This window comes from Promicromonospora sp. NPDC023805 (assembly GCF_040639635.1).
GTDB lineage: Bacteria > Actinomycetota > Actinomycetes > Actinomycetales > Cellulomonadaceae > Promicromonospora.
In genome coordinates, this window is the sequence record NZ_JBFAAH010000010.1 from 113,678 (window position 1) to 135,464 (window position 21,787).

21 protein-coding genes are annotated in these 21,787 nt (G+C 69.7%); 14 read left to right on the plus strand and 7 right to left on the minus strand.

Annotated elements, in window-relative coordinates:
* Nucleotides 1-5 precede the first annotated feature (5 nt).
* From gcvT to AB0F70_RS12370, 4 genes are all read left to right on the plus strand, one after another.
* On the plus strand, nucleotides 6-1,172 hold the full coding sequence (gcvT, locus tag AB0F70_RS12355; protein ID WP_357448236.1) for a glycine cleavage system aminomethyltransferase GcvT: 1,167 nt from the start codon (nucleotides 6-8) through the stop codon (nucleotides 1,170-1,172).
* A gap of 25 nt (nucleotides 1,173-1,197) precedes the next feature.
* Nucleotides 1,198-1,569, plus strand: a complete 372-nt coding sequence (gene gcvH, locus AB0F70_RS12360; protein WP_357448238.1) for a glycine cleavage system protein GcvH — start codon at nucleotides 1,198-1,200, stop codon at nucleotides 1,567-1,569.
* Between the two features lie 204 nt (nucleotides 1,570-1,773).
* Complete coding sequence (locus AB0F70_RS12365; RefSeq protein ID WP_357448240.1) at nucleotides 1,774-1,998, plus strand: helix-turn-helix transcriptional regulator; 225 nt, start codon at nucleotides 1,774-1,776, stop codon at nucleotides 1,996-1,998.
* A gap of 122 nt (nucleotides 1,999-2,120) precedes the next feature.
* Nucleotides 2,121-2,564 (plus strand): (deoxy)nucleoside triphosphate pyrophosphohydrolase, encoded by a 444-nt coding sequence (locus tag AB0F70_RS12370; protein ID WP_357448242.1) that lies wholly within the window; start codon nucleotides 2,121-2,123, stop codon nucleotides 2,562-2,564.
* Here the strand turns inward: AB0F70_RS12370 and AB0F70_RS12375 are convergent.
* Nucleotides 2,547-3,368, minus strand: coding sequence for a 2-phosphosulfolactate phosphatase (locus tag AB0F70_RS12375; RefSeq protein ID WP_357448244.1), 822 nt, complete (start codon nucleotides 3,366-3,368; stop codon nucleotides 2,547-2,549). The genes AB0F70_RS12370 and AB0F70_RS12375 overlap by 18 nt on opposite strands.
* Before the next feature lie 518 nt (nucleotides 3,369-3,886).
* Here AB0F70_RS12375 and AB0F70_RS12380 point away from each other — a divergent pair.
* The 5 genes from AB0F70_RS12380 to AB0F70_RS12400 all read left to right on the plus strand — a co-directional run bounded on the left by AB0F70_RS12380 (nucleotide 3,887) and on the right by AB0F70_RS12400 (nucleotide 8,598).
* Nucleotides 3,887-4,105, plus strand: a complete 219-nt coding sequence (locus AB0F70_RS12380) for a hypothetical protein (protein ID WP_357448246.1) — start codon at nucleotides 3,887-3,889, stop codon at nucleotides 4,103-4,105.
* A 212-nt stretch (nucleotides 4,106-4,317) separates the two neighbouring features.
* Nucleotides 4,318-5,568: an extracellular solute-binding protein gene (locus AB0F70_RS12385; protein ID WP_357448248.1), complete on the plus strand. Its 1,251-nt coding sequence runs from the start codon at nucleotides 4,318-4,320 to the stop codon at nucleotides 5,566-5,568.
* A 74-nt stretch (nucleotides 5,569-5,642) separates the two neighbouring features.
* A complete protein-coding gene (locus tag AB0F70_RS12390; protein WP_357448250.1) occupies nucleotides 5,643-6,518 on the plus strand; it encodes a sugar ABC transporter permease in 876 nt (291 codons plus the stop codon).
* Entirely contained in the window at nucleotides 6,518-7,441 is a 924-nt protein-coding gene (locus AB0F70_RS12395) for a carbohydrate ABC transporter permease (protein WP_357448252.1), read from the plus strand. Before AB0F70_RS12390 ends, AB0F70_RS12395 begins: the two co-directional genes overlap by 1 nt.
* A gap of 212 nt (nucleotides 7,442-7,653) precedes the next feature.
* Nucleotides 7,654-8,598, plus strand: a complete 945-nt coding sequence (locus tag AB0F70_RS12400; RefSeq protein WP_357448254.1) for a methylenetetrahydrofolate reductase — start codon at nucleotides 7,654-7,656, stop codon at nucleotides 8,596-8,598.
* A 111-nt stretch (nucleotides 8,599-8,709) separates the two neighbouring features.
* Here the strand turns inward: AB0F70_RS12400 and AB0F70_RS12405 are convergent, their stop codons facing one another.
* Together AB0F70_RS12405 and AB0F70_RS12410 are read right to left on the minus strand one after the other, a co-directional pair.
* The gene (locus AB0F70_RS12405; RefSeq protein WP_357448256.1) at nucleotides 8,710-9,549 is read right to left on the minus strand and encodes a hypothetical protein; all 840 of its coding nucleotides are present in this window, start codon (nucleotides 9,547-9,549) and stop codon (nucleotides 8,710-8,712) included.
* A 229-nt stretch (nucleotides 9,550-9,778) separates the two neighbouring features.
* Nucleotides 9,779-10,618, minus strand: a complete 840-nt coding sequence (locus AB0F70_RS12410) for a hypothetical protein (RefSeq protein WP_357448258.1) — start codon at nucleotides 10,616-10,618, stop codon at nucleotides 9,779-9,781.
* A gap of 256 nt (nucleotides 10,619-10,874) precedes the next feature.
* Here AB0F70_RS12410 and AB0F70_RS12415 point away from each other — a divergent pair, with 256 nt between their 5' ends.
* On the plus strand, nucleotides 10,875-12,092 hold the full coding sequence (locus AB0F70_RS12415; RefSeq protein ID WP_357448260.1) for an N-acetylmuramoyl-L-alanine amidase: 1,218 nt from the start codon (nucleotides 10,875-10,877) through the stop codon (nucleotides 12,090-12,092).
* Between the two features lie 56 nt (nucleotides 12,093-12,148).
* On the opposite strand, the gene AB0F70_RS12420 is transcribed toward AB0F70_RS12415, so the two are convergent.
* From AB0F70_RS12420 to AB0F70_RS12430, 3 genes are all read right to left on the minus strand, one after another.
* Nucleotides 12,149-12,793, minus strand: a complete 645-nt coding sequence (locus tag AB0F70_RS12420) for a lysophospholipid acyltransferase family protein (RefSeq protein WP_357448262.1) — start codon at nucleotides 12,791-12,793, stop codon at nucleotides 12,149-12,151.
* Nucleotides 12,794-12,892: 99 nt separating this feature from the next.
* The gene (locus tag AB0F70_RS12425) at nucleotides 12,893-14,776 is read right to left on the minus strand and encodes a sugar-binding domain-containing protein (RefSeq protein WP_357448264.1); all 1,884 of its coding nucleotides are present in this window, start codon (nucleotides 14,774-14,776) and stop codon (nucleotides 12,893-12,895) included.
* A 140-nt stretch (nucleotides 14,777-14,916) separates the two neighbouring features.
* A complete protein-coding gene (locus AB0F70_RS12430; protein WP_357448266.1) occupies nucleotides 14,917-15,954 on the minus strand; it encodes a LacI family DNA-binding transcriptional regulator in 1,038 nt (345 codons plus the stop codon).
* Nucleotides 15,955-16,274: 320 nt separating this feature from the next.
* Here AB0F70_RS12430 and AB0F70_RS12435 point away from each other — a divergent pair, with 320 nt between their 5' ends.
* From AB0F70_RS12435 to AB0F70_RS12450, 4 genes are all read left to right on the plus strand, one after another.
* A complete protein-coding gene (locus AB0F70_RS12435; protein WP_357448268.1) occupies nucleotides 16,275-17,471 on the plus strand; it encodes an extracellular solute-binding protein in 1,197 nt (398 codons plus the stop codon).
* 14 nt (nucleotides 17,472-17,485) lie between these two features.
* Nucleotides 17,486-18,454: a sugar ABC transporter permease gene (locus AB0F70_RS12440; RefSeq protein ID WP_357448270.1), complete on the plus strand. Its 969-nt coding sequence runs from the start codon at nucleotides 17,486-17,488 to the stop codon at nucleotides 18,452-18,454.
* A gap of 1 nt (nucleotide 18,455) precedes the next feature.
* On the plus strand, nucleotides 18,456-19,367 hold the full coding sequence (locus AB0F70_RS12445) for a carbohydrate ABC transporter permease (protein WP_357448272.1): 912 nt from the start codon (nucleotides 18,456-18,458) through the stop codon (nucleotides 19,365-19,367).
* 64 nt (nucleotides 19,368-19,431) lie between these two features.
* Nucleotides 19,432-20,454 carry a phosphatase domain-containing protein gene (locus AB0F70_RS12450; protein WP_357448274.1) on the plus strand — a complete coding sequence of 341 codons (1,023 nt, stop codon included), beginning with the start codon at nucleotides 19,432-19,434 and terminating at the stop codon, nucleotides 20,452-20,454.
* On the opposite strand, the gene AB0F70_RS12455 is transcribed toward AB0F70_RS12450, so the two are convergent.
* Nucleotides 20,418-21,698 carry an NYN domain-containing protein gene (locus AB0F70_RS12455; RefSeq protein WP_357448276.1) on the minus strand — a complete coding sequence of 427 codons (1,281 nt, stop codon included), beginning with the start codon at nucleotides 21,696-21,698 and terminating at the stop codon, nucleotides 20,418-20,420. The two genes, AB0F70_RS12450 and AB0F70_RS12455, sit on opposite strands and share 37 nt — an antisense overlap.
* Nucleotides 21,699-21,787 lie beyond the last annotated feature (89 nt).

Here is a 21,787-nt window from a genome sequence, read left to right on the forward strand (position 1 = left end):
TGACCGTGGCTGACAAGACCACCCCGCTTCACCACGAGCACGTAGCGCTCGGAGCTTCGATGACGCCGTTCGGCGGCTGGCTCATGCCGCTGCGGTACACGTCCGACCTGGCCGAGCACCGCGCCGTGCGCGAGGCCGCGGGCCTGTTCGACCTGTCGCACATGGGCAACATCAACGTGACCGGTCCCGACGCCGCCGCGTTCCTCGACCATGCGCTCGTCGGGTACATCTCCAAGGTCCGCGAGATGGGTGCGCGCTACTCGATGATCTGCGCCGAGGACGGCAGCGTGCTCGACGACCTGATCGTCTACCACCTCGCTCCCGGCGAGTACTCGGTCATCGCGAACGCCTCGAACGCGGAGCTCGTCCTCGCGAAGCTGCGGGAGCGCACCACCGGCTTCGACGTCGCGCTCCAGGACGTCCAGGCGGGCCAGGCGCTGATCGCCGTACAGGGTCCGCGGGCCACCGAGATCATGCTCGCCACGGCGGGCCTCGCGGAGGACGCCGAGATCTCCGGCGGCACCGCGTTCGCCGACCTCAAGTACTACGCGTGCATGCGCATGCGCTTCGAGGGCGTGCCCGTGCTCGTGGGCCGCACGGGGTACACGGGCGAGGACGGGTTCGAGATCTGGGTCCCGGCGGACCAGGCCGTCGCGCTCTGGCGTGCGCTGCTCGCGGCCGGTGAGCCGCTGGGCCTCGTCCCGGCGGGCCTGTCGGCGCGCGACTCGCTGCGTCTCGAGGCCGGCATGCCGCTCTACGGCCACGAGCTCGACACCACCACCACGCCCTTCGAGGCGGGGATGGGGCGCGTGGTGCGCCTCGACAAGGTGTCCGACGACGGCACGCCGCTCCCCTTCGTCGGCCGCGACGCCCTGGCAGCGCGCAAGGAGTCGGCGCCGGCCCGCGTGCTCGTCGGGCTGCGGGGCGAGGGCAAGCGCCCGGCGCGCGCCGACTACGACGTCGTGCTGAGGGCCGAGGGCACCACCCCCGGAACGGTGGTCGGCAAGGTCACCTCCGGGGCGCCGTCGCCCACGCTCGGCTACCCGGTCGCGATGGCGTACGTGACGCCGGAGGTGTCGGCGGAGGGCACGGAGCTCGCCGTCGACGTCCGCGGGCGGGCCGAACCGTTCGTGGTCGTGCCCATGCCGTTCTACCGTCGTCCTCAGAACTGAACCCCCGATCCCGCAAGGAGCTGTCATGGCCGACTTCCCCGAGAACCTGAAGTACACCACCGAGCACGAGTGGCTCGACGGTTCCACCCCCGCCGTCATCGGCGTGACCGACGTCGCGGCCGACGCGCTCGGTGACGTCGTCTACCTGGAGCTGCCCGAGGTGGGCGCCACCGTCGAGGCCGGCGCCGTGGTGGGCGAGATCGAGTCCACGAAGTCCGTGTCCGAGCTGTACTCACCGGTCAGCGGCACCATCACCGAGGTCAACACCGAGGCCGTGGAGAACCCCGAGATCGTGAACAAGGACCCCTACGGCAAGGGCTGGCTCTTCAAGGTAGAGGTGACCGGGGCGGGCGAGCTGCTCACCGCCGCGGAGTACGCCGCGCACACCGGAAGCTGACTTCCGGGGCCCGCGGAGGCCGCCGTCGAACCGCCCCTCAGGTCACCCTTGTGTGCATCTGGGGGGCGGCTTCGGTATCGGAACGGTAACAGTCGAAAACTTGCGTCAGAACTGCGTCATGAACTCCATGCGGGGCACTTAACCCCATAGCAGCAACCGTAGGCCGGAACCCCAGAACCGGCCGCTGTGTGGAGGAAACCGATCATGAGCGTAATGACCCTTGACCACCGTGTGCCCAGCCTCACCCGCCGTGAGCGGGTCATCCTGGCGAACCTCACCGAGGACGCCACACTCGAGCAGATCGCTCGACGCCTGTACGTCACCCGTAACACGGTGAAGACGCAGGTCCGTAGCGTCTACCGCAAGCTCGGCGTGTCCTCGCGTGCGGAGGCGATTGCCAAGGCGAACGAGTTCCAGCTCGCTGACTGACACACAGCACACCCGACGACGGCGCCACTCCCCAGAGGCGCCGTCGTCGTTCTGTGTCCGGGAAGTCGTCGGCGGGTCATCACGACCCGCCGTCGGTATCTTCGGGTGGGAGACTGCTCCGCATGCAGGAGCCCCTCATCAACGTGGTCGCCGCGGCGATCGTGGACGACCTGAACCGCCCCACCCGGCTGCTCGCCGCCCGCCGCTCTGCTCCGGCGGCGCTCGCCGGCCGCTGGGAGTTTCCCGGTGGCAAGGTGGAGCCGGGCGAGGACCATCTCTCCGCGCTGCACCGTGAGCTCGACGAGGAGCTCGGCGTGACGGTGGCCATGGGCGCCGAGCTCCCGGGGCCGGACGGCGGGGTGTGGCCGATCACCAGCAAGCACCGTATGCGGGTCTGGTTCGTGCAGCTGCAGGACGGCGCGCCCGAACCGCTGGAGGACCACGACGAGCTGCGCTGGCTGACGGCCGCCGAGCTGGACGACGTCCCGTGGCTGGACGGGGACGTCCAGATCGTCACGGCCCTGCACAGGCACCTCGGGCCGGACGGGTCAGTGCGCGCCGGCTGAGACGTTCCTGCGGTTACGAGCCGCCGCGACCCGGTGACCGAGGGGTACGAACGCGCCGTCCATCAGCACCGGCACCACATCGGTGACGTCGACCGCCGTGGCGATCGTGACGTCGTCGGCGAACCCGGAGTCGAGCAGCTCGCGACCGCTCGCGGTCCCGCCCACCGTGTCCATGGTGTCCTTGGTGCCCTTCCAGAGGGTGATCGTCGCCGCGGTCTCCGGCGAGATGCTGACCTTGGGCAGCATCGTCGTGAGCCGCGTCGCGATGGCACCGACGGCAAGGTAGTCCTCGAGCGCGGGGCGCAACGTGTCGTCGGGCCACCGTTCGCCCACGGGGACCAGCACGACGTCGTGCTTCTCCGACGCGTCCAGGTGTGCGGCAGCGAGGCCGGCCACCGCCTTCGCGTTGCGCAGGCTGCCCGCGACGATGAGGGCACCCCGGTTGGCGATGGTGTGGCAGATCTGCGCCGCGCTGGGCGAGGGGATGACGAGGCGTTCGGCGTCGAGGTCCTGCAGCGACGCGGGGGAGATGCTGATGCCGTCCTCCCACCGCGGGCCTGCGAGGGCCGCGCGCATGGTGCGCGCGAGCCGGGCCGCACCCGCAGGATCGTGGTACGGGAACGGGTACACCCCGGCGCCCTGTTCGCACGCGACGGTGACGGTGGTGGAGAAGGAGAGCACGTCCACGACGACCACGAGAGACGCGCGCGCATCCGTGGCGGTGAGGGCGAGTGCGCCGGAGATGCCCCAGTCCGTGCGCACACGGGCAGGACGTTGGTCGAAGGCGGGGGACGTGTTTGCCACGGACGCATCGTAGTGTCACCCGAACTCGCCCATGTTTCGCGCTCAGCGAACACCGATGGGGTTCGGACGCCCTGCACACTCCCTGCGTCGGGTCATGGGCTCGCCGCGCGGTGCTCCCGTTGAACATCCCGTCCGGGGTCCGAGAAGGACCGGGGATGCCACGAGGTGGGTCGGCGACGTTGTCGGCCGTGTCCCACGGAATCTTGGCCAACCCGCTGACCTGCGAAATCACCGCCGCCTTACCGGTGCGCCCAGAATTCGGCGCCGCGGCCCGACCGTACTTCGACCGCAGGACACGCCACGCGACAGCGCCGTGCCGACGGCTCCGAAACCCCCGGCGAGCACTCCGCCGCGCGTCGGCAAGGCCATAGAAATTTCCGGAGATGTCACCCACCTCGATCTCGATGGCGTCGGCGTAGCCGTGGTCACCGGCCACGAACCGCGCCGGAACGAGCGAGCACTGCGCCGATCCGCGAGCCGACCGTGAGGAGGAGTCGGCAGGGCGGTAGATTTGGCTCATGAGTGACTTCGAAGTGGCCCGTAGGCAGAAGCAGGAGCCCACGGCGACCCTGCTGGTACGCGCGATCATGTGCTTCGCGCTCTTCCTCGGCGGGTTCGCGCTGATCGCTGTCGGTGGAGCGGACCAGGGACCGTCGGCGCCCTACCTGTTCGTCGCCGGAATCCTTGCCGTCGGCCTGTCGTTCGGGCTGCCGATGATCGGCGCCACCGAGCGGTAGGCACGTACGACACGAGCCCCGAGGGCGTGTTGAAGAAGGGTCGCAGCCGTGTGCTGCGGCCCTTCTTTTGGCTTCTCCACTGGCCTCGCGGGCCGCTCCGGGACACGCTGTCACCCGTATGTCACAGGTTTGTTAGAACCCTTGACAGATTAAGGGGCAAGTGAAAACGTGACCTGCACCACGAACGAGCAGGACAAGCCCAAGGAGCAGCAATGGCGCAGTACAGGAGGCTCGGCGGGATCCTCGTGATCACGCTCGCCACGACGACCGGCCTGACGGCCTGCGGGTTCGGCGGGTCCGGGTCGGACGACGGCGCGGACGGCGGTGCGACCACCCTCGACCTGCTCGTTCCCAGCTACTCCGACGCGTCCCAGGGCCTGTGGGAGGACGTGATCGCCGGGTTCGAGGAGACCAACCCGGACATCGACGTGAACCTGCAGGTCGAGTCGTGGGACAACCTCGAGTCCGTGATCGCCACCAAGATCCAGGGCGGCGAGGCCCCGGACATCTACAACGGCGGCCCCTTCGCCGGCTTCGCAGCGGACGAGCTGCTGTACCCGGTCGAGGACGTCACCTCCGACGAGACCTACGCCGACTTCCAGCCGACGTTCCTGGAGAACGCCGCGGTCGGCGACACCACGTACGGCCTGCCGTGGATCGCCTCGGCCCGTGCGCTGTTCGTCAACGACGCGCTCCTCGAGGAGGCAGGCGCCGAGGTCCCCGCCACGTGGGACGAGCTGCTCGAGTCCGCTACGAAGGTCTCCGAGCTCGGCGGCGGTGTGGCCGGCTACGGCATGCCGCTCGGTTCCGAGGAGGCGCAGGCCGAGGCGGCCGTGTGGCTCTGGGGCGGTGGCGGCAGCTTCGGTGACTCCGAGGCCATCACCATCGACACCCCGGAGAACGCGGTGGGCGCCGAGTTCATCAAGACGATGATCTCCGCTGGCGCCACGCAGGCCGACGCCGGTGCGACCGACCGCAGCCCGCTCTTCGACATCTTCGTCCAGGGCAAGATCGGCATGCAGATCGGTCTGCCGCCGAGCGTGGGCCAGATCGAGTCGGACAACCCGGACCTCGAGTACTCGATCCACCCCATCCCCACCGAGGACGGCAGCCCGTTCACGCTCGGTGTGGCCGACCACCTCATGGCGTTCCAGAACGACGGTGACAAGCAGGAGGCCATCACTGCCTTCTTCGACTACCTCTACACCGCCGACGTCTACGTCCCGTGGGTCCAGGGCGAGGGCTTCCTGCCCACCACCCTGTCGGGCTCCGAGCAGCTGGCCGACGACGAGGCGCTCGCCCCGTTCCTCGAGGTGCTGCCGGACGCGCAGTTCTACCCGAGCACCAACCCGGCCTGGCAGACGGCTGACTCTGCGTTCAAGGCCAACTTCGGCCAGCTCGACAGCGACAAGTCCGCCGAGGACGTGCTCGCCGAGATCCAGGGACAGGTCGACGCCGGCTGACGCCTGGCGCTGACCGCTCTACGCAAGCACGCGTCGACGACATCCGACGCTGAACCGAAAGCACGAGGAACCTGGTGAAGGACCTTCTGAAGGCCCTGCCATGGATCGGGCCCGCGGTCGCACTCATTGCGGCAGTGGTCCTGTTCCCGGTAGGCCTGATGTTCTGGAACTCGACCCGCGACATCAGTCAGAGCGGCGTGGATGACGGGGGCGTAGGCCTCGCGAACTTCGCGACGGTGGTCGGCTTCCAGTACTTCTGGCCGATCCTCGGGCGGACCGTCATCTGGGTGGTCGTCGTCGTGGCCTGCACCCTGATCGGGTCGCTCGCCCTCGCGGCGCTGCTGAACAAGGCGTTCCCCGGGCGTCGCCTGGTGCGCATGGCCGTGATCGTGCCGTGGGCCGCCAGCGTGGTCATGACCACGCTGGTGGTGCACTACGGCCTGGAGCCGTACTTCGGCATCATCAACTCGTTCCTCGTGGACATCGGCCTGATCGACACACCCGAGGGCTACGGCTGGACCCGGCATCCCGAGACCGCGTTCGCGTGGGCGATAGTGGTCGCCGTGTTCGTGTCGCTGCCGTTCACGACCTACACGATCCTGGCCGGCCTGCAGACCGTTCCCGGCGAGACCGTCGAGGCCGCGCGCATCGACGGCGCCAGCGGGCTGCGCACCTACTTCAGCGTGGTGCTCCCGCAGCTGCGGGGTGCGGTCTCGGTGGCGGTGCTGATCAACATCATCAACGTGTTCAACTCGCTGCCGATCCTGCGCGTCATGACGGGGTCCATCCCCGGCTACGACGCCGACACCGTGATGACCATGATCTTCAAGTACATGCAGAACCAGCGGCAGATCGACCTGGCCAGCGCGCTGTCCGTCATCGCGTTCCTGGTGGTCATCGGGATCGTCGCCATCTACGTGCGGGTCGTCCGCCCCCTCGAGGAGGTCTGATGACCGTGACCACCGCATCGGCGACCGCGCCGCGCAAGGCGACCCGGCCGCCGTCGGACGACCGGAAGCGCGTGCGGAAGTACACGGCGGACCAGGTACCGATCGGGTCCCTGCTGCTGCGCATGTTCGCAGGCCTCGTGGTGCTGGTGGTGTTCATGCTGCCGTACCTGATCATGTTCTTCGGCTCGGTGAAGACCAAGGCCGAGATCAGGTCGGTCGACCCCACCTACTTCCCCACGGAGTGGCACTGGGAGAACTACGTCACGATGTGGGCCACGCCCGAGACGCCGCTGCTGCAGAACCTGATCTCCACCCTGGTGATCTCGCTGTGCGCCACGCTGCTCGTGCTCGCCGTCGCGCTGCCCGCCGCGTACTACACGGCGCGGTTCCGGTTCCCCGGCCGGCTAGTGTTCCTGTTCCTCGTGATCGTGACCCAGATGGTGCAGCCGGCGGTGCTGACGTCGGGCCTGTTCCGCCAGTTCATCGCCCTCGGGATTCTCGATACGTGGGCCGCGATGATCCTGGTCAACGCGGCGTTCAACCTGTCGTTCGCGGTCTGGATCATGCACAGCTTCTTCGCGAGCATCCCGAAGGAGGTCGACGAGGCCGCGCAGATCGACGGCGCCGGCACGTTCACCGTCCTGACGAAGATCAACCTGCCACTGGTGTGGCCCGGGATCGTGACGGCAGTGGTGTTCACGTTCGTCGCGTCCTGGAACGAGTTCGCGGCGTCGCTGGTGCTGCTGTCGACGGCCGGCAACCAGCCGCTGTCCGTGGCGCTGACGAAGTTCGTGGGTCAGTACGAGACGTCGTGGCACTACGTGTTCGGGGTGTCCATCGTGGCGATCGTGCCCGTTGTCATCCTGTTCATGGCCATCGAGAAGCGGCTGGTGGGCGGCCTGGTGGCTGGGTCGGTGAAGTAAGCGAGCTCGGCGCGCGCAGTCGGTGAGCCGGGTCGTCTCGACCGTCGGACGAATTCTGTCCCAGTGGTGGACATTCGCTTAGCATGGTGGCGAACCCATCCAGAGCGGTCGAGAGTCCTGGCTCCCTGACACCGCAGCAACCTGCCGACTTCCTGCCTCGAGGCCGTGGCGTGAGGACGTAAGGTGCTCACGCCAGGTTCGATGGAGCAGCCATGGTCGCCGAGGTACATCCGCACCGCCCCACGGTGTCGTTCGAGCTCATGCCACCGCGCCGGCCCGACGCCGCACCGAACTTCTGGGAGACGGCACAGCGCCTCGTGGCGGCCCGTCCGGACTTCGTGTCCGTCACGTACGGCGCCGCGGGTGGCGACCGAGCGACGTCGCGCGAGGTGCTCGCCACGCTGCTCAGGGGCACGCCTGTGCTGCCGGTGGCCCACCTGACCTGCGTGGGTGCGTCCCGCGAGGACGTGTCCGAGGTGATCGACGAGTTCCTCGACGCCGGCGTGCGGTCGTTCCTCGCGCTGCGGGGGGACCCGCCGCGCGACGAGCCGGACTGGCGTCCCGCGGACGACGACGTGCGTTCCAGCATCGACCTGGTCCGGCTGCTGCGGCAGGTGGATGAACGTCGTTGTGCGGCGGACGCCAGCACCGCCCTGCGGTCCGCGGCGCGTCCGCTCACCATCGCCGTCGCGACGTTCCCGGACGGCAACCCCGGGGCCGGCACCACGCGCGAGCAGGAGGTGCGGCGGCTCCTGGAGAAGCAGGAGGCGGGCGCGAGCTTCGCGATCACCCAGTTCTTCTACCGGGCCGAGTCCTATACCGGGTTCGTGGAGTCGGCTCGTTCGGCGGGGGTGACCATCCCGATCCTCGCCGGGATCCTGCCCGCCACGGAGGCCCGTCGCCTGCGCCGCGTCGAGGAGCTCACGGGCGTCGCGGCGCCGGCCGACCTCCTGCGAGAGCTCGACCGGCTCACGGGGCCCGGCGGCGAGGTCGACCCCGAGGCCCAGCACGAGCGCGGCCTCGAGTACTCCACGACCCTCGCGCGCGACGTGCTCGACGCCGGTGCCCCCGGCGTGCACGTGTACACGTTCAACAAGCACCGGCCGGCTCTGGACCTGCTCGAACGCGCGGGGCTGATCGGCCGCGCGGCGGTTTGATCGTCCTGTCGATGGACCTGCCCGGCGCCGACCCCGGCGCCAGGGCCGCGGCATGCGCCAGGCCCACAGGTCACCTGGGTGGGCCTGTGGGCCTGGCGTGCCGGACGAGGCTCAGCACCCGCAGGTGACGCCCTGAGCGATGGCGTCCTTCGTCCAGGTGTACTGGGCGTTGCCGACCACGACGAAGTTCCAGTAGCCCTGCTTGGCGCGGATCGGGACGGTGAACCTACCCGCGCCGTTCGTCTTGACGGACGTGATGTAGGTTGCGTCCTCGGTGTAGGGGCTGGCGTGGTGGTAGATCCGGACCGTGACGCCACCCGCCATGTTGTAGCTGCCGATGCCGGTCGGGTACTGGACCCGCAGCCGCTTGACCTGGCCCGTCAGCGTGCCGGGCTCGCCGTGGGTGTCCTGCGAGTTGGAGATCGCGTAATCGGAGAGGATCGTCTCGCGGCGCAGTTGCACCTGCTTGATGCTGCGCACGTCCACGGAGTGCGTAGTGACCTGGCCACCGCGCTTGACCTTGGCGGTGACCTCCAGGCCGACGTCGTAGGCACCCGGGATGACCGTCGGCGGGAGCTCCACCGTCCCGCCGATCCGGAGGTCCTCGTCGAACGACAGCGTGTAGCGGCGCGTGCTGTCGCTCCCGACCCGCTGGAGCGTGAGGTACGCGTCGTCGACGTCGGTCACGATCCCGCCCTCGGTGCCGAGGGCCACAGCCCACTGCACGTCGAACGGGTCGATCTGCCTCGGCTTCGTGGTGTGGCCCATGAGCACGTCGCCCTTGGCCTCGAGCTTGGCCCGGAACACGGTCCCGTTGACCTCGTCGCTGACGACCACCGGTGCGGCGGTGGCTGTGGTCGGGACGGCGACCGCGCCGCCGACGAGCAGCAGTGCCGCCAACGTGGTGCCGGCGAGAGCCTTTCGGGTGAGGCCGTTCCTGATGATCGACATTTCTTCATCCCCTTGGTGCTGCACGCCGCTGCGTGCTGGCCGTCCGGTGCCGGGTTCGGCGTCCGTCATTGCTCAGTACGGTCGGGAGGACGGAACCGATGAGGACAGGAGCGGGTGAGGTTTGCAGGAGGCGCAGCGGTACTCCATCGCGAGCCAGCGATTGCCCCGGTACGGGTCAGACCCACAGGCCGCCCGAGTGGCCTGTGGGTCTGACGTGTTGAGGCGAAGGTCAGCAGCTGCAGACGGGACCCTGTGAGGCGAACGCGTGGCCCCAGACGTACTGGTCGTTCCCGACCGGAACGATCTTCCAGTAGCCGGCCTTGGCGCGGACGGTGGTGGTGAACTGCCCGGCACCGTTTGTCTTGACGGACTTGATGTAGGTCGCCTTGTCCTCGTCGAAGGGGCCCGTCGCGTGGTAGATCCGCACGGTGACGCCGCCCGCCATGTTGTAGCTGCCGATGCCGGTCGGGTACTGGACCCGCAGCCGCTTGACCTGGCCCGTCAGCGTGCTGGGCTCCCCGTGGGTGTCGTCCGGGTTGGAGATCTCGGCCTTGACGATGGTGTCGCGACGCAGCAGCACCTGCTTGACCCTCGGCACGTCCACCGTGTGCGTGGTGACCTGGCTGCCGCGCTTCACCGTGGCAGTGACCTCCAGGCCGACGTCGTACTTCCCGGGGACGGAGGTCGACGGGAGCTCGATGCCTCCCCAGATCCGGAGGCCGTCGTCGAACGACACCGGGTAGCGGCGCGTGCTGTTGCTACCGACCCGCTGGAGCGTGAGCTGCGCCGCGCTGACGTCGGTCACGATCCCACCCTCGGTGCCGAGCGCCACGGAGTACCGGATGTCGAAGGGGGCGATCTGCGTGGGCTTCTTGGTGTGCCCGATGAGAACGTCGCCCAAGGCCTCGAGCTTGGCCCGGAACACCGTCCCGTTGACCTCGTCGGTGACGACCACCGGTGCGGCGGTGGCTGCGGTCGGGACGGCGACCGCGCTGCCGACGAGCAGCAGTGCTGCCAGCGCGGTGCCGGCGAGGGCCTTGCGGGTGAGGCCGTTTCGGATGATCGACATTTCTTCTTCCCCTTGGTGTCGCACGCCCCTGCGTGCTGGTCGTTCGGTGCCGGGTTCGGCGTCCGTCATCGCTAGGTACGGGCGGCGGGGGCAAACCGATGAGAAGGAGAGCGGGTGAGGTTTTTCAGAGGCGGCGACGGCAGACCATCGCATCGCGGGCATACCCCAGGTGTGATGTACCTAGGGGTGGCCACCGGGCCGGATACTCCACATGACCTGGATAGATCCCAGCGCGACCAGCTCGTGGAGGACACCCGTGCACACACACGATCACTCGCACGACCACGGCTCTGCCGATCAGACCTCGCTCGGCCGGCGCGACCTGTTGCGCAGCGCCGTCGTCCTCGGCATCGGTGCCGCGGGCGCGACGATCGCCGCCCCTGCCAGTGCCGCCCCCGCTGGTGCGATGCCGGCGGGCGTCGGCCGAGCCCAGAGCGGGGACGTACCGCCGTCCCTCGCGCCTGATCCCGAGGCTCCGGCGGACGCGCCCCGTGGGGCGCTGGCCGGGGTGGAAATCGCCGCGCCGACCATCGCCGGCTGCGACACCTGGGGTGCGGCTGCCGCCCGGGGCACCATCGAGACGGTCTCGACCAACCCGAACAAGATCCTGATCCACCACACGGCGTCGGCGAACGTCACCGACTACTCGCAGGCCGCCGGATACCAGATCGCCCGCGACATCCAGCAGTGGCACTTCGACAACGGCTGGGTCGACACCGGCCAGCACCTCACGCTGAGCCGCGGCGGGTACGTGATGGAGGGCCGGCACGGATCGCTGGCCCGGCTCCAGAGCGGCAGCGGAACCGTGGTGGGCGCACACGCCCCGGGGCAGAACAGCCAGGCCATCGGCATCGAGAACCAGGGCACGTACACGAGCGCCACGCCGCCGGCGCAGCTCTGGAGCCGCCTGGTGGAGCTGTGCGCCTACATCTGCGACCAGTACGGGATCGCGCCCACGCAGATCTACGGGCACCGGGACTACACGGCGACGGCGTGCCCCGGCGACGTCCTGTACTCGATGCTGCCGCAGCTGCGGTCGGAGGTGGCGGCGGCCCTGGCCGGCTCCAGCTGGTCGGTCATCGTCGACAACACGTCGTCGGGATTCGCAGCAGGCGGGTGGTGGCTGACGTCGTCCTTCTCGGCCGAGCGCTACGGCGAGAGCTACCGCTACGCGACGCCTGCCGAGGTGAGCGACCTGGCGACGTTCTCGGCGACGATCCCGTCCAACGGTTCGTACCGGGTGGAGGCGTGGTTCCCGGGCATCGAGGGGTACAACACGACTACACCGTTCATCGTCTACACGGGGACCGGCTCCTCGACGATCCGGGTGGACCAGTCCACGGGCGGCGGCGTCTGGCTCTCGCTCGGCACCTATGCCATGACGGCGGGCACCCGCACGGTCGTGGCGGTCAGCCGCTGGACCCAGGGCACGGCGTACGTCGTCGCGGACGCCATCCGCATCACCCGCCTCTGACGTGTCAGACACCCAGGTCACTCCGGTGACCTGTGTGTCTGACAACTCGTGGGACGTCAGTCGTCCGCGCGTTCCTGGCCGCTCATCGCCTGGATGGACTGCATGACCTGCTCCGTCAGCTCGCGGCGGGCCTGGGCGGGCTTGGTGCCTGCCGCGATCTGGCGGGACGGGTCGATGGGCACACCGAAGTGCAGCTCGACCCTGGCGAACCGCGGCATCTTGCCGATGGGCTTCACCTTGTCCGTCCCGAGCAGGGCCACTGGCACGACGGGCGCCTTGCCGGTCAGGGCCAGCCAGGCGACGCCGGTGTGCCCCTTGTGCAGCTTGCCGTCCCGAGAGCGTGTGCCCTCGGGGTAGATGCCGAACGCGCCGCCGCGCTGGAGCACGGCGAGCGCGTCCTCCAGGGAGCGCTGACCGGCACGCGGGTCGTCCCGCTGCACCGGGATGTCGCCCATCTTGGTGAAGAACCAGCGGGAGAAGCGCCCCTTGATCCCCTTGCCGGTCCAGTACTCGGCCTTGGCCAGGAACGCGACGTGGCGCGGCGCCATGATCGGGATGAGCAGCGAGTCGATGAACGACAGGTGGTTGCTCGCCAGGATCACGGCGCCGCGCTTCGGGATGTTCTGCAGGCCAGTGACGCGCGGGCGCAGAAGCACTAGCACGAGGAGCGAGAGGATGAGCTTGAGGAACCGGTACGTCACCGGCCTATTGTGCACCCCTCAAGCGGACCTGTGGACTGGGTGATATGTGGTGAAAAAGACTAAAGATACCTACAAGAACACCGTCTCCGGCCAGCACGTCTAGCTGACTGCTGCCTCGGCGTTCTCCGCCGTCTCCACGGCAGCCACCTGGACCTGGATCTCCCGCACGCGGGCGACGTCGAGCTTCTCGCTGCGGTCGAACCGGTAGATCCCGTTCTCCTCCTGGAACACGTCGGTGAGCTGCGTGTAGCAGTAGGCGAACATGCGCGGGTCGCCGAGCAGCGCCTCCGTGAGCCCGCGGAACCGGGCGTGGAACTCCTCCTCGTCTGCCACGCGCTGGCCGTAGCCCCACGAGTCGGGCGAGCTGCCCGATGCGGTGGCGGCCACGTCCGGGTTCCACCAGATGCCGCCGTACTCGCTGACGAAGTACGGCTGGCCCCGGTACGGCACCGACATCTTGGTGCCGTTGTCACGTGTGTTCTCGTAGGGCTGCCCGTCCGCGAGGCCGCCCACGAGCTCCGCGAACTTCTCCGGCTCCTGCTCGTAGAGGTGGGAGTCCCAGATGTCGGTCTCGAGGACGCGGTGCGAGTAGCCGCTGGCGTCCAGCACCGGCCGGGACGGGTCGGCGACCTTGGTGGCGAGCCACATGGCCCGGGTGACGTCGTCCAGCTGCGTCATGCGGTCGTGCAGGTCCTGGTGCGTCTCGTTGAGCGGGCACCAGCCGATGATCGACGGGTGGGAGTGGTCGCGCTGCAGCGCCTCCATCCACTCGGCGACGAACGACGTCGTCGGCCGCTGGCCGTCCGCGGGCGTGCCGTAGCCGCTGACGCCCCAGTCGCCGAACTCGCCCCACACGAGGTAGCCGAGCCGGTCGGCGTGGAACAGGTACCGCTCCTCGAAGACCTTCTGGTGCAGCCGCGCGCCGTTGAACCCGGCAGCGAGGCCCAGCTCGATGTCGCGGGCGAGCGCGGCGTCCGACGGCGCGGTCATGAGCGACTCGGGCCAGTAGCCCTGGTCGAGCACGAGCCGCTGGAACACCGCCTCGCCGTTGATCCGCACGGCCTGTCCGTCGATGGACACGGAGCGCAGGCCGCCGTAGGAGCGCACGGAGTCGACGACGGCGCCGTCGGCGTCGCGCAGCTCGATGTCGATCCCGTACAGGTGGGGGTCGCCCGGCCCCCAGGTGCGCACGCGGTCCGCGGGGACGACGACGCGCAGCGCGGGCGCCAGGTCGAGGTCGGCGCGCGCGGTGGCGGTCGCCACCTCGCCGTCGGCGTCGGTCAGAGTGACGGCGACGGTGTGGCCGCGCCGGTTCGCGGACAGCGGCACCACTACGTCGAACGCCGTGCTGGCCAGGTCGGGCGTGATGCGCGGACGGCGCAGGTGCGCGGCCGGCACCGGCTCCAGCCACACGGTCTGCCAGATGCCCGTGGTGCGGGTGTAGTTGCACTCGAAGTTCGCGTAGCGGTTGCTCTGCTTGCCGCGGGCCTGCGGCCCGTGCCGCGTGTCGCGGGCCCGCACGACGACGGTGACCGTGTCCCCGGGTTCCGCGATCCCGTGGAGGTCGGCCGTGAACGGGGTGAACCCGCCGCGGTGCCGCACCACCTCGGTGCCCTCGACCCACACGGTGGTGTCGTGGTCGACGGCGCCGAAGTGCAGCAGGACGTGCGGGTCGTCGCCCACGGCGGCCCACTCCGCGGGGACCGTCACCTCGCGGCGGTACCAGACCGCCTCGAGGAAGTCGGTGTCCTCGATGCCGGAGAGCTGCGACTCGGGCGCGAACGGCACGACTATCTCGCCCTGGAGCGAGCGCTCGACGAGGCCGCGCTCCAGCCCGGAGTCGCCAGGGTCAGCCTCGAACTGCCAGGTGCCGTTGAGGTTGAGCCAGCGGTCGCGGGCCATCTGCGGGCGGGGATACTCGGGGCGCGGCACGGCGGTGGCCGTTGGTTCGCCGGTGGGCGAGAAGCGGTCGAGGAAGGTCATCAGCTGCTCCGTTGCGTCTACGACAGGTGCGCGGTGATTCAACACCGCATCCGAGCGGAATGCAACGTTGTATCAACCGAAGGGCCCTTGCTGGACCCCGCACGGCCCCGAGCCCGGGCCGTGCGGGAGCCGCTCAGGGCTCAGCCGCGACTGCTCTCCCGGACCAGCAGACGGTGCGGCACCAGCGCGTCGACCGGCTCGACGGCGGCGTTCTCGAGCTGCGCGAGGATCCGGTCCACCGCGGTCTCCGCGATCGCGCGCAGGTCCGGCGCCACGGTCGTCAGCGACGGGTTCGAGTACCGGCCGTCCTCGGTGTTGTCCCAGCCCGTGACGGCGAGGTCGGCAGGCACCCGCACGCCGTTGCGGCGCAACGCGTAGAGCGCGCCCAGGGCCAGCTCGTCGTTGGCGCACACCAGCCCGTCGATCTGGCCGATCCGGGGTAGCACCTGCTCGATGGCCTCCGCACCCGCCGGCCGCGAGAACTGAGGGACCTGGAGCACCCAGCGCTCGTCGACGTCGATGCCTGCGGTGGCGTGGGCGTCGAGGAAACCCTGGACGCGCTGCGCGCCGGTGCGGCCGGCGCCGGGCGGCTCGGCCCCGAGGAACCCGAGCCTGCGCCGTCCCGAATCCAGCAGATGTGCAGTGACCTGCGCCGCCGCGTCGACGTTGTCGATGCTGACGTGGTCCGTCCGGCGTACGCGGGTGGGGTCCGGGTCGGCCCGCTCACCCAGGAGCACGAGCGGTACGGGGCCGCGCACCTCATCGATCTCGGCGGGGGGCAGCTCCAGCGGCGAGAAGATGATGCCGTCGATCGCCTGGACGTCGAAGCCGCGTGCCACCTCGAGCTCGGTGTCGCGCGAGGACCTCGTCTCCTCGATGAGCACGCGGTACCCGCGGGAGCTGCCGACCTCGATCACCTCGTGGGCAAGCACCGAGAAGTACGGCGCGTGCACCCACGGCACGGCGAGCGCGAGCGTGTTGGTGCGGCCCCGCCGCAGCTGGCGTCCGGCGAGGTTGGGTCGGTAGCCCAGCTCGGCGATCACGGCCTCCACCCGCGCCCGGGTAGCGTCACCGACGCGTCCCGTGTCGTTCACAACGTTGGAGACAGTTTTCCAGGAGACGCCCGCAGCAGCTGCGACCTCCTTGATACCGACGCGGCGTCCCACTTGCTCCGACAACCCATCACTTCCTTCCACACCCGTTGCCGACCCGTTGCCCCTTGACGGGACGCTCGGCCTAGTCCATCGTGATCCAACGTTGGATCGCAACGTTGCACCATTGGAGGTCGACGATGACCGAGCTACGAGGACGTGGCGTCCCAGGGCAGGTAGGCCCTGTGATCGCTTCGAGAACCCGCAGTCGTGCGGAGAGTTCCGGGGGCCTGAGCCGCCGTGACGTGCTTCGCGCGGCACTGGTCGGCGCCGGCGGAGTGGCGCTGGGTGGCGCTCTCGCAGGCTGCGCCGCACCAGGCGCTGTCGGTGCGGGCAGGACGCCGGTCATGATCTGGGACCTGTTCTCGGGCGGTGACGGCGCGCTCATGCAGGAGATGGTGGGTGCGGTCGCGTCGGCCAACCCGGACATCGCCGTCGAGTCGACGACGCTGGCCTGGGGGCCGCCGTACTACACCAAGCTGGCGATGGCGTCGTCGGGCGGGCGGCCGCCGGAGGCCGCCGTCATGCACATGTCCCGGCTGGCCGGGTACGCGCCGGGCGGGCTGCTGGAGCCGTTCGACCTGGACGCGCTCGCGCAGCTCGGGGTGCGTGAGGAGCACTTCGCCCCCGCCGTCTGGCAGAAGGCCCAGTACGACGGCCGGCTCTACGCGCTGCCGCTGGACACGCACCCGTACATCACGTTCCACAACCCGACGATCGTCAAGGACGCGGGTCTCGCGCGAGCGGACGGCAAGCTCGACCTGGACGCCGTCACCGGCGCGGACGCCTTCCTCGCGGCAGGCCGCGCGATGGCCGAGGTCACGGGCGAGACCGGCGTCGGCTGGGGCTACCAGCGCGACCCCGCCGGCTGCTGGCGCATGTTCTGGGGCCTCTACTCGCAGAACGGTGGCGACTACGAGCTCACCCCGGGCCGTCCCGCGGCGCTCGACGAGGAGGCCGCCGCGGAGGTCTTCGAGTTCCTGCAGGAGATGGTCGACGGCACGGTCGCCGCGAAGAACCAGGACGGCAACGCTGCCGCCGCCCGCTTCATGGCGCAGCGCACGGGCATGATGTTCGCCGGCGAGTGGGACCTGCCGATGTTCCGCGACGCGCTGCCCGACGTCGGGGCCACGCAGTTCCCGGCGATCTTCGACACGCCGGCCAACTACGCCGACTCCCACGCGTTCGTGCTGCCCCGTCAGGGACAGCCCGACCCCGCCGGGCGCGAGGCGACCTACCGTGTCCTCGCCGGCCTCCTCAAGGAGGGTCTGACCTGGGCCTCGGCCGGGCACATCCCCGCCTACCAGCCCATCGTCGAGGAGCCCGCGTACCAGGAGCTCACGCCGCAGCGCGACTACGCACCGGCGGCCGAGATCGCCGTCTTCGATCCTGACGCCTGGTTCACCGGCGGCGGCAGCGACTTCCAGACCCGCATGGCCGACGCGATGACGGACACCCTGGCCGGCAAGGCCCCCGCCCGTACCGCCGTGACCCGGATGCTGAGCGAGATGGACCGTTTCCTCGCCCTGCCCAGCCCCGCCTGAACGAGAGGACGACGATGACTGTCTCGAATACCGGCGTCACCGCGCCCGCTGGGCCGGCTCTGCCTGACCGAGGGACCCCAGCGGAACGCCCCGGCGCGCGAGCCGCGACGTCCCGCAAGTCCATGCGCGAGCGCGACAGGTCCGGGTACCTGTTCGTCGCGCCGTTCGCCGTCGCCACCGGCCTCTTCCTCGTGGTGCCGACGCTCTACGGCCTGTGGATGAGCTTCACGAACCAGAGCCTCACCGGGGCCGGCAGCGAGTTCATCGGCTTCGCCAACTATCTGGAGGCGTTCAGCGACCCCCAGGTCTGGCAGACGCTGTGGCACACGGTGTGGTTCACGATTCTCAGCACCGTGCCCCTGGTGCTCGTGGCCCTCGTCATGGCGCTGCTCGTGCACACCGGCCTGCCCGGCCAGTGGGTGTGGCGCATGTCGTTCTTCGCGCCGTACCTGCTGACCAGTGCCGTCGTCTGGCACCTGAGCAACTGGATGTTCCAGCCCGACATCGGCCTGCTCGACACCTGGATCACGGGCCTGGGCCTGGATCCCCTCGGCTGGCTCACCGACGAGAACGTAGCCATGTTCTCCATCGCCGGAGTCACCGTGTGGTGGACCGTCGGCTTCAACTTCCTGCTCTACCTGGCGGCGCTGCAGGGCATCCCGGCCCAGCAGTACGAGGCCGCGACGATCGACGGCGCGGGCGGCTGGCGGCGGCTGTTCTCCATCACGCTGCCCCAGCTCCGCACGATCACCGGCGTCATCGTCGTGCTGCAGCTGCTCGCCTCGCTCAAGGTGTTCGACCAGATCTACATGCTCACCGCGGGCGGGCCCAACGGCAGCACGCGGCCGATCCTGGAGTACATCTACGACACCGGCTTCACCAACTACCGGCTCGGCTACGCCTCAGCGATCTCCTACGTGTTCTTCGCCCTCATCCTTGTGTTCACGCTGGTGCGGCTGCTGCCGGCCCGGAAGGAGGCCTGACATGGCCGTCGCCGACATCGCCGAGATCCGCCGGACGAAGGCACTGCAGGAGCGGGCCGAGAACCGGACCCTCACCAGGCTGACCATCGGCCCGTCGCCCTGGGCGCGGGCCGGGGCGCTCGCGGCGCTCGTCGTGCTCGCCGGGGCCTGGCTCGTGCCCGTCGTCTGGGGCGCCGTCACCAGCTTCAAGCACGAGGCGGAGGCAGCGCTCCCCGCGTCGTTGCTGCCCACCATGGGCTGGACGCTCGACGCCTACGAGAAGGTGCTCGGCAACAGCGACCTGCTGCTGTGGATGTGGAACAGCCTGCTGGTCGCCCTGCTGGTCACGGCGCTCACCGTGCTCATCTCCGCGATGGCGGCGTTCGCGTTCTCGCAGACCGTGTTCAAGGGCCGGGCGCTCATGCAGTGGCTCACCCTCGCGGCGATCATGATGCCCGGGCAGATCCTCATCGTGCCGCTGTTCCGGGAGATGCAGGTCCTTGGACTCGTGGACACGGTCGCCGGCATCGTGCTGCCGCAGGTGGTGGCGCCCGTGATGGTGTTCATCCTCAAGCGGTTCTTCGACGCGATCCCGCAGGAGCTGCTCGACGCCGCCCGGATCGACGGCGCTGGGTCGTGGCGGCTGTTCTGGACCATCGTGCTGCCGCTCTCGCGGTCGATCCTCGTGGCGGTGGCGATCTTCGTGTTCATCGGCGCGTGGAACAACTTCCTGTGGCCGTTCATCATCACCACCGACCCGCAGTTCATGACCCTGCCCGTCGGCCTGTCCACGGTGAAGGACGCCTACGGCGTGCAGTACGCGCAGAACATGGCCTCCGCGATGATCGCGGCGTTGCCGCTGCTCATCGTGTTCATGCTCTTCCAGCGCCGCATAGTGCAGGGTGTAGCGACCACGGGCATGGGTGGGCAGTAACAGGCGACAATCGGGTGTGGCCACTCCTACTCCGCACCCCTCACAGCGCCCACACCTCGCCGCGGTGGTGGAAGACCGCTTCTACGCCGCGGCGGGGTGGGTGCTCCGCCGCGCCGGCTGGCACCCGCGCCTCGAGACCTACAGCGGCTACGGCACGCCGGACCAGGTGCGCGTGCTCGCACGCGTGCTGCTCTCCCGGCCGCGCCCCGCGGCCCCGGACCTTGAGGCGCTCCGCGCCGGGCGGCGCGGATTCCGCCACTTCCTCACCGTGCCGGTGCCGCACCGCCGCGTGCGGCTCCAGGTCGGTGACCACACCTCGGTAGTGACGAGCGACCGCGCCGGGTACATCGACGTCGAGCTGCCCACCGACGCCCCGCTGTCGGCCGGGTGGCACTCCGCGATCCTGACGGTGCTCGACGAGGCCGACCCGTGGGAGGCCGAGGCGTTGATCAGGGTGCTCGACGAGCGGACCGAGTTCGGCGTCATCAGCGACATGGACGACACGACCATGGTGACGGCGGTGCCGCGGCCGCTGCTCGCGGCGTGGAACACGTTCGTGCGCCACTCCAGCGGGCGGCGAGCCGTACCCGGCATGCCCGAGCTGTACCGGACCCTGCAGCAGGAGCACCCGGACGCCGGCTTCTTCTACCTGTCGACCGGCGCGTGGAACACCGCGAACACGCTGCGCGCCTTCCTCTCGCGGCACTCCTACCCGCGCGGACCGCTGCTCCTGACCGACTGGGGACCGACCCTCACCGGATGGTTCCGCAGCGGGCCGGCCCACAAGGAAGCGAGCCTCGAGCACCTGATGTCGTGGTTCCCGCACGTGCGCTGGCTGCTCATCGGCGACGACGGTCAGCATGACCCGCAGATCTACGCGAAGGCCGTGGACCGCCGTCCCGACCGCGTGCGGGCGGTGGCGATCCGGCAGCTCACCGGAGGGCAGCAGGTCCTCGCCGGGAACATCCCGGACGGCGGCACCCCGGACGCCGGTCTCGAGGTGCGTCCGGTGCCTACCGTCTACGGGCGGGACGGGGGCGAGCTGACGCGTCAGCTCGCCGCGGTGCCTGGCGTGCTCAGCAGGTAGTCGTCCGCGTCGTCGTCCCAGGCCAGGGACACGGCGCCTGCGGCCTCCGCGGCCTTCGCGAACTGCAGGAACCCGCGGAAACCGAGCGCCTTCTCCGAGAAGTCGGGACGCTTCTTGCGCACGGCGTTCTTCAGCCCGGACAGCGCGGCCGAGCCGCTCGACTCCCGAACCACGTCACGCAGCAGCACGAAGGCCGCGTCGGTGTCGCCCTGCTCGGGCAGCGAGACCTCGGGGTCGCCCGTCGAGGGGCCGGTCGCGAGCTCGACGAACCCGCGGTCGGCGAGGAACCGCAGGAACTCGCCGAACGTACGGAACCCGTAGTCCGACTCGCTGAACGTCGGGTCCTTGCGGAGCAGCGTGCGCTTCAGGGCGGACGCCGTCACGGCGCCGCTCGTCGAGGACTGCAGGTCGGCGAGGGTCTGCGCCACACGTACCTCCATGGGCGCGTCGCTCGATGCCGGGACCTCCTCCTCGTGCTCGCTCACGTCGATCTCGACCTCGGCCTCGGGCGCGACCTCGACGGGCGCGGGCGCGGGGTCGGCCTTCTTGCGGCGGCGAGTGGCGGGCTTCGCCTCCGGCTCGACGGTGACGTCGGGTGCGGAAGCCTCGGCGACGGCCTCGGCAACCGCCTCGGCGGCCTTGGCACGGCGCGAGGTAGTGGGGGCCTTCTGGGCGGTGGCAGCCGCGGCACGGTCCGGCGCGGCGGCCGGCCGGCGTGATCGGGAGCCGCGCTTCGGGGCCGGGGCGCCCTGGTCCTCGTCGGGCACCTCGACGCCTTCGAGGCGGTCGTAGAAGAGGAACTCGTCGCAGGCGGCAGGCAGCAGCCGCGACGTCGACTTCTCGACGCCGACGCCGATGACGCGCTTGTTCAGCTCACGCAGCTTGTGGACGAGCGGCGAGAAGTCGCTGTCACCCGTGCACATCACGAAGGTCGAGATGTAGTCGCGCTCGAAGGCCATCTCGATGGCGTCGACCACCATCTTGATGTCGGCCGCGTTCTTGCGGGAGGCGCCCATCCGCTGCGTCATCTCGATCAGCTCGACCTGGTGCCGGGTCAGCATGCGGCGGTCCTCGTCGAAGTACGACCAGTCCGCGTAGGCCCGGCGCGCGACGACACGGCCGCGCACGGCGAGGGCGTCGGCGATCGGGCCGAAGTCGAACTGCATCCCGCCCAGGTGCTCCCTGGCGCCCAGCGCCAGGTTCTCGTAGTCGATGAAGACTGCAAGGCGTTCTTCGAGGTCCATGCTCGCCACTCTAGGGGGTTTCCCGGCCGGGGAGCGAAAGGGTGAAATATGCCGTGTCGAGCGGCGCTGTCCCGGTCCGGGAGCCGCTT

Coding starts and splice junctions, on each gene's coding strand:
- gcvH (WP_357448238.1), top strand. CDS start 1,198: ATGGCCGACTTCCCCGAGAACCTGAAGTACACCACCGAGCACGAGTGG.
- AB0F70_RS12365 (WP_357448240.1), top strand. CDS start 1,774: ATGAGCGTAATGACCCTTGACCACCGTGTGCCCAGCCTCACCCGCCGT.
- AB0F70_RS12370 (WP_357448242.1), top strand. CDS start 2,121: ATGCAGGAGCCCCTCATCAACGTGGTCGCCGCGGCGATCGTGGACGAC.
- AB0F70_RS12380 (WP_357448246.1), top strand. CDS start 3,887: ATGAGTGACTTCGAAGTGGCCCGTAGGCAGAAGCAGGAGCCCACGGCG.
- AB0F70_RS12385 (WP_357448248.1), top strand. CDS start 4,318: ATGGCGCAGTACAGGAGGCTCGGCGGGATCCTCGTGATCACGCTCGCC.
- AB0F70_RS12395 (WP_357448252.1), top strand. CDS start 6,518: ATGACCGTGACCACCGCATCGGCGACCGCGCCGCGCAAGGCGACCCGG.
- AB0F70_RS12400 (WP_357448254.1), top strand. CDS start 7,654: ATGGTCGCCGAGGTACATCCGCACCGCCCCACGGTGTCGTTCGAGCTC.
- AB0F70_RS12405 (WP_357448256.1), bottom strand. CDS start 9,549: ATGTCGATCATCAGGAACGGCCTCACCCGAAAGGCTCTCGCCGGCACC.
- AB0F70_RS12410 (WP_357448258.1), bottom strand. CDS start 10,618: ATGTCGATCATCCGAAACGGCCTCACCCGCAAGGCCCTCGCCGGCACC.
- AB0F70_RS12425 (WP_357448264.1), bottom strand. CDS start 14,776: ATGACCTTCCTCGACCGCTTCTCGCCCACCGGCGAACCAACGGCCACC.
- AB0F70_RS12435 (WP_357448268.1), top strand. CDS start 16,275: ATGATCTGGGACCTGTTCTCGGGCGGTGACGGCGCGCTCATGCAGGAG.
- AB0F70_RS12440 (WP_357448270.1), top strand. CDS start 17,486: ATGACTGTCTCGAATACCGGCGTCACCGCGCCCGCTGGGCCGGCTCTG.
- AB0F70_RS12445 (WP_357448272.1), top strand. CDS start 18,456: ATGGCCGTCGCCGACATCGCCGAGATCCGCCGGACGAAGGCACTGCAG.
- AB0F70_RS12455 (WP_357448276.1), bottom strand. CDS start 21,698: ATGGACCTCGAAGAACGCCTTGCAGTCTTCATCGACTACGAGAACCTG.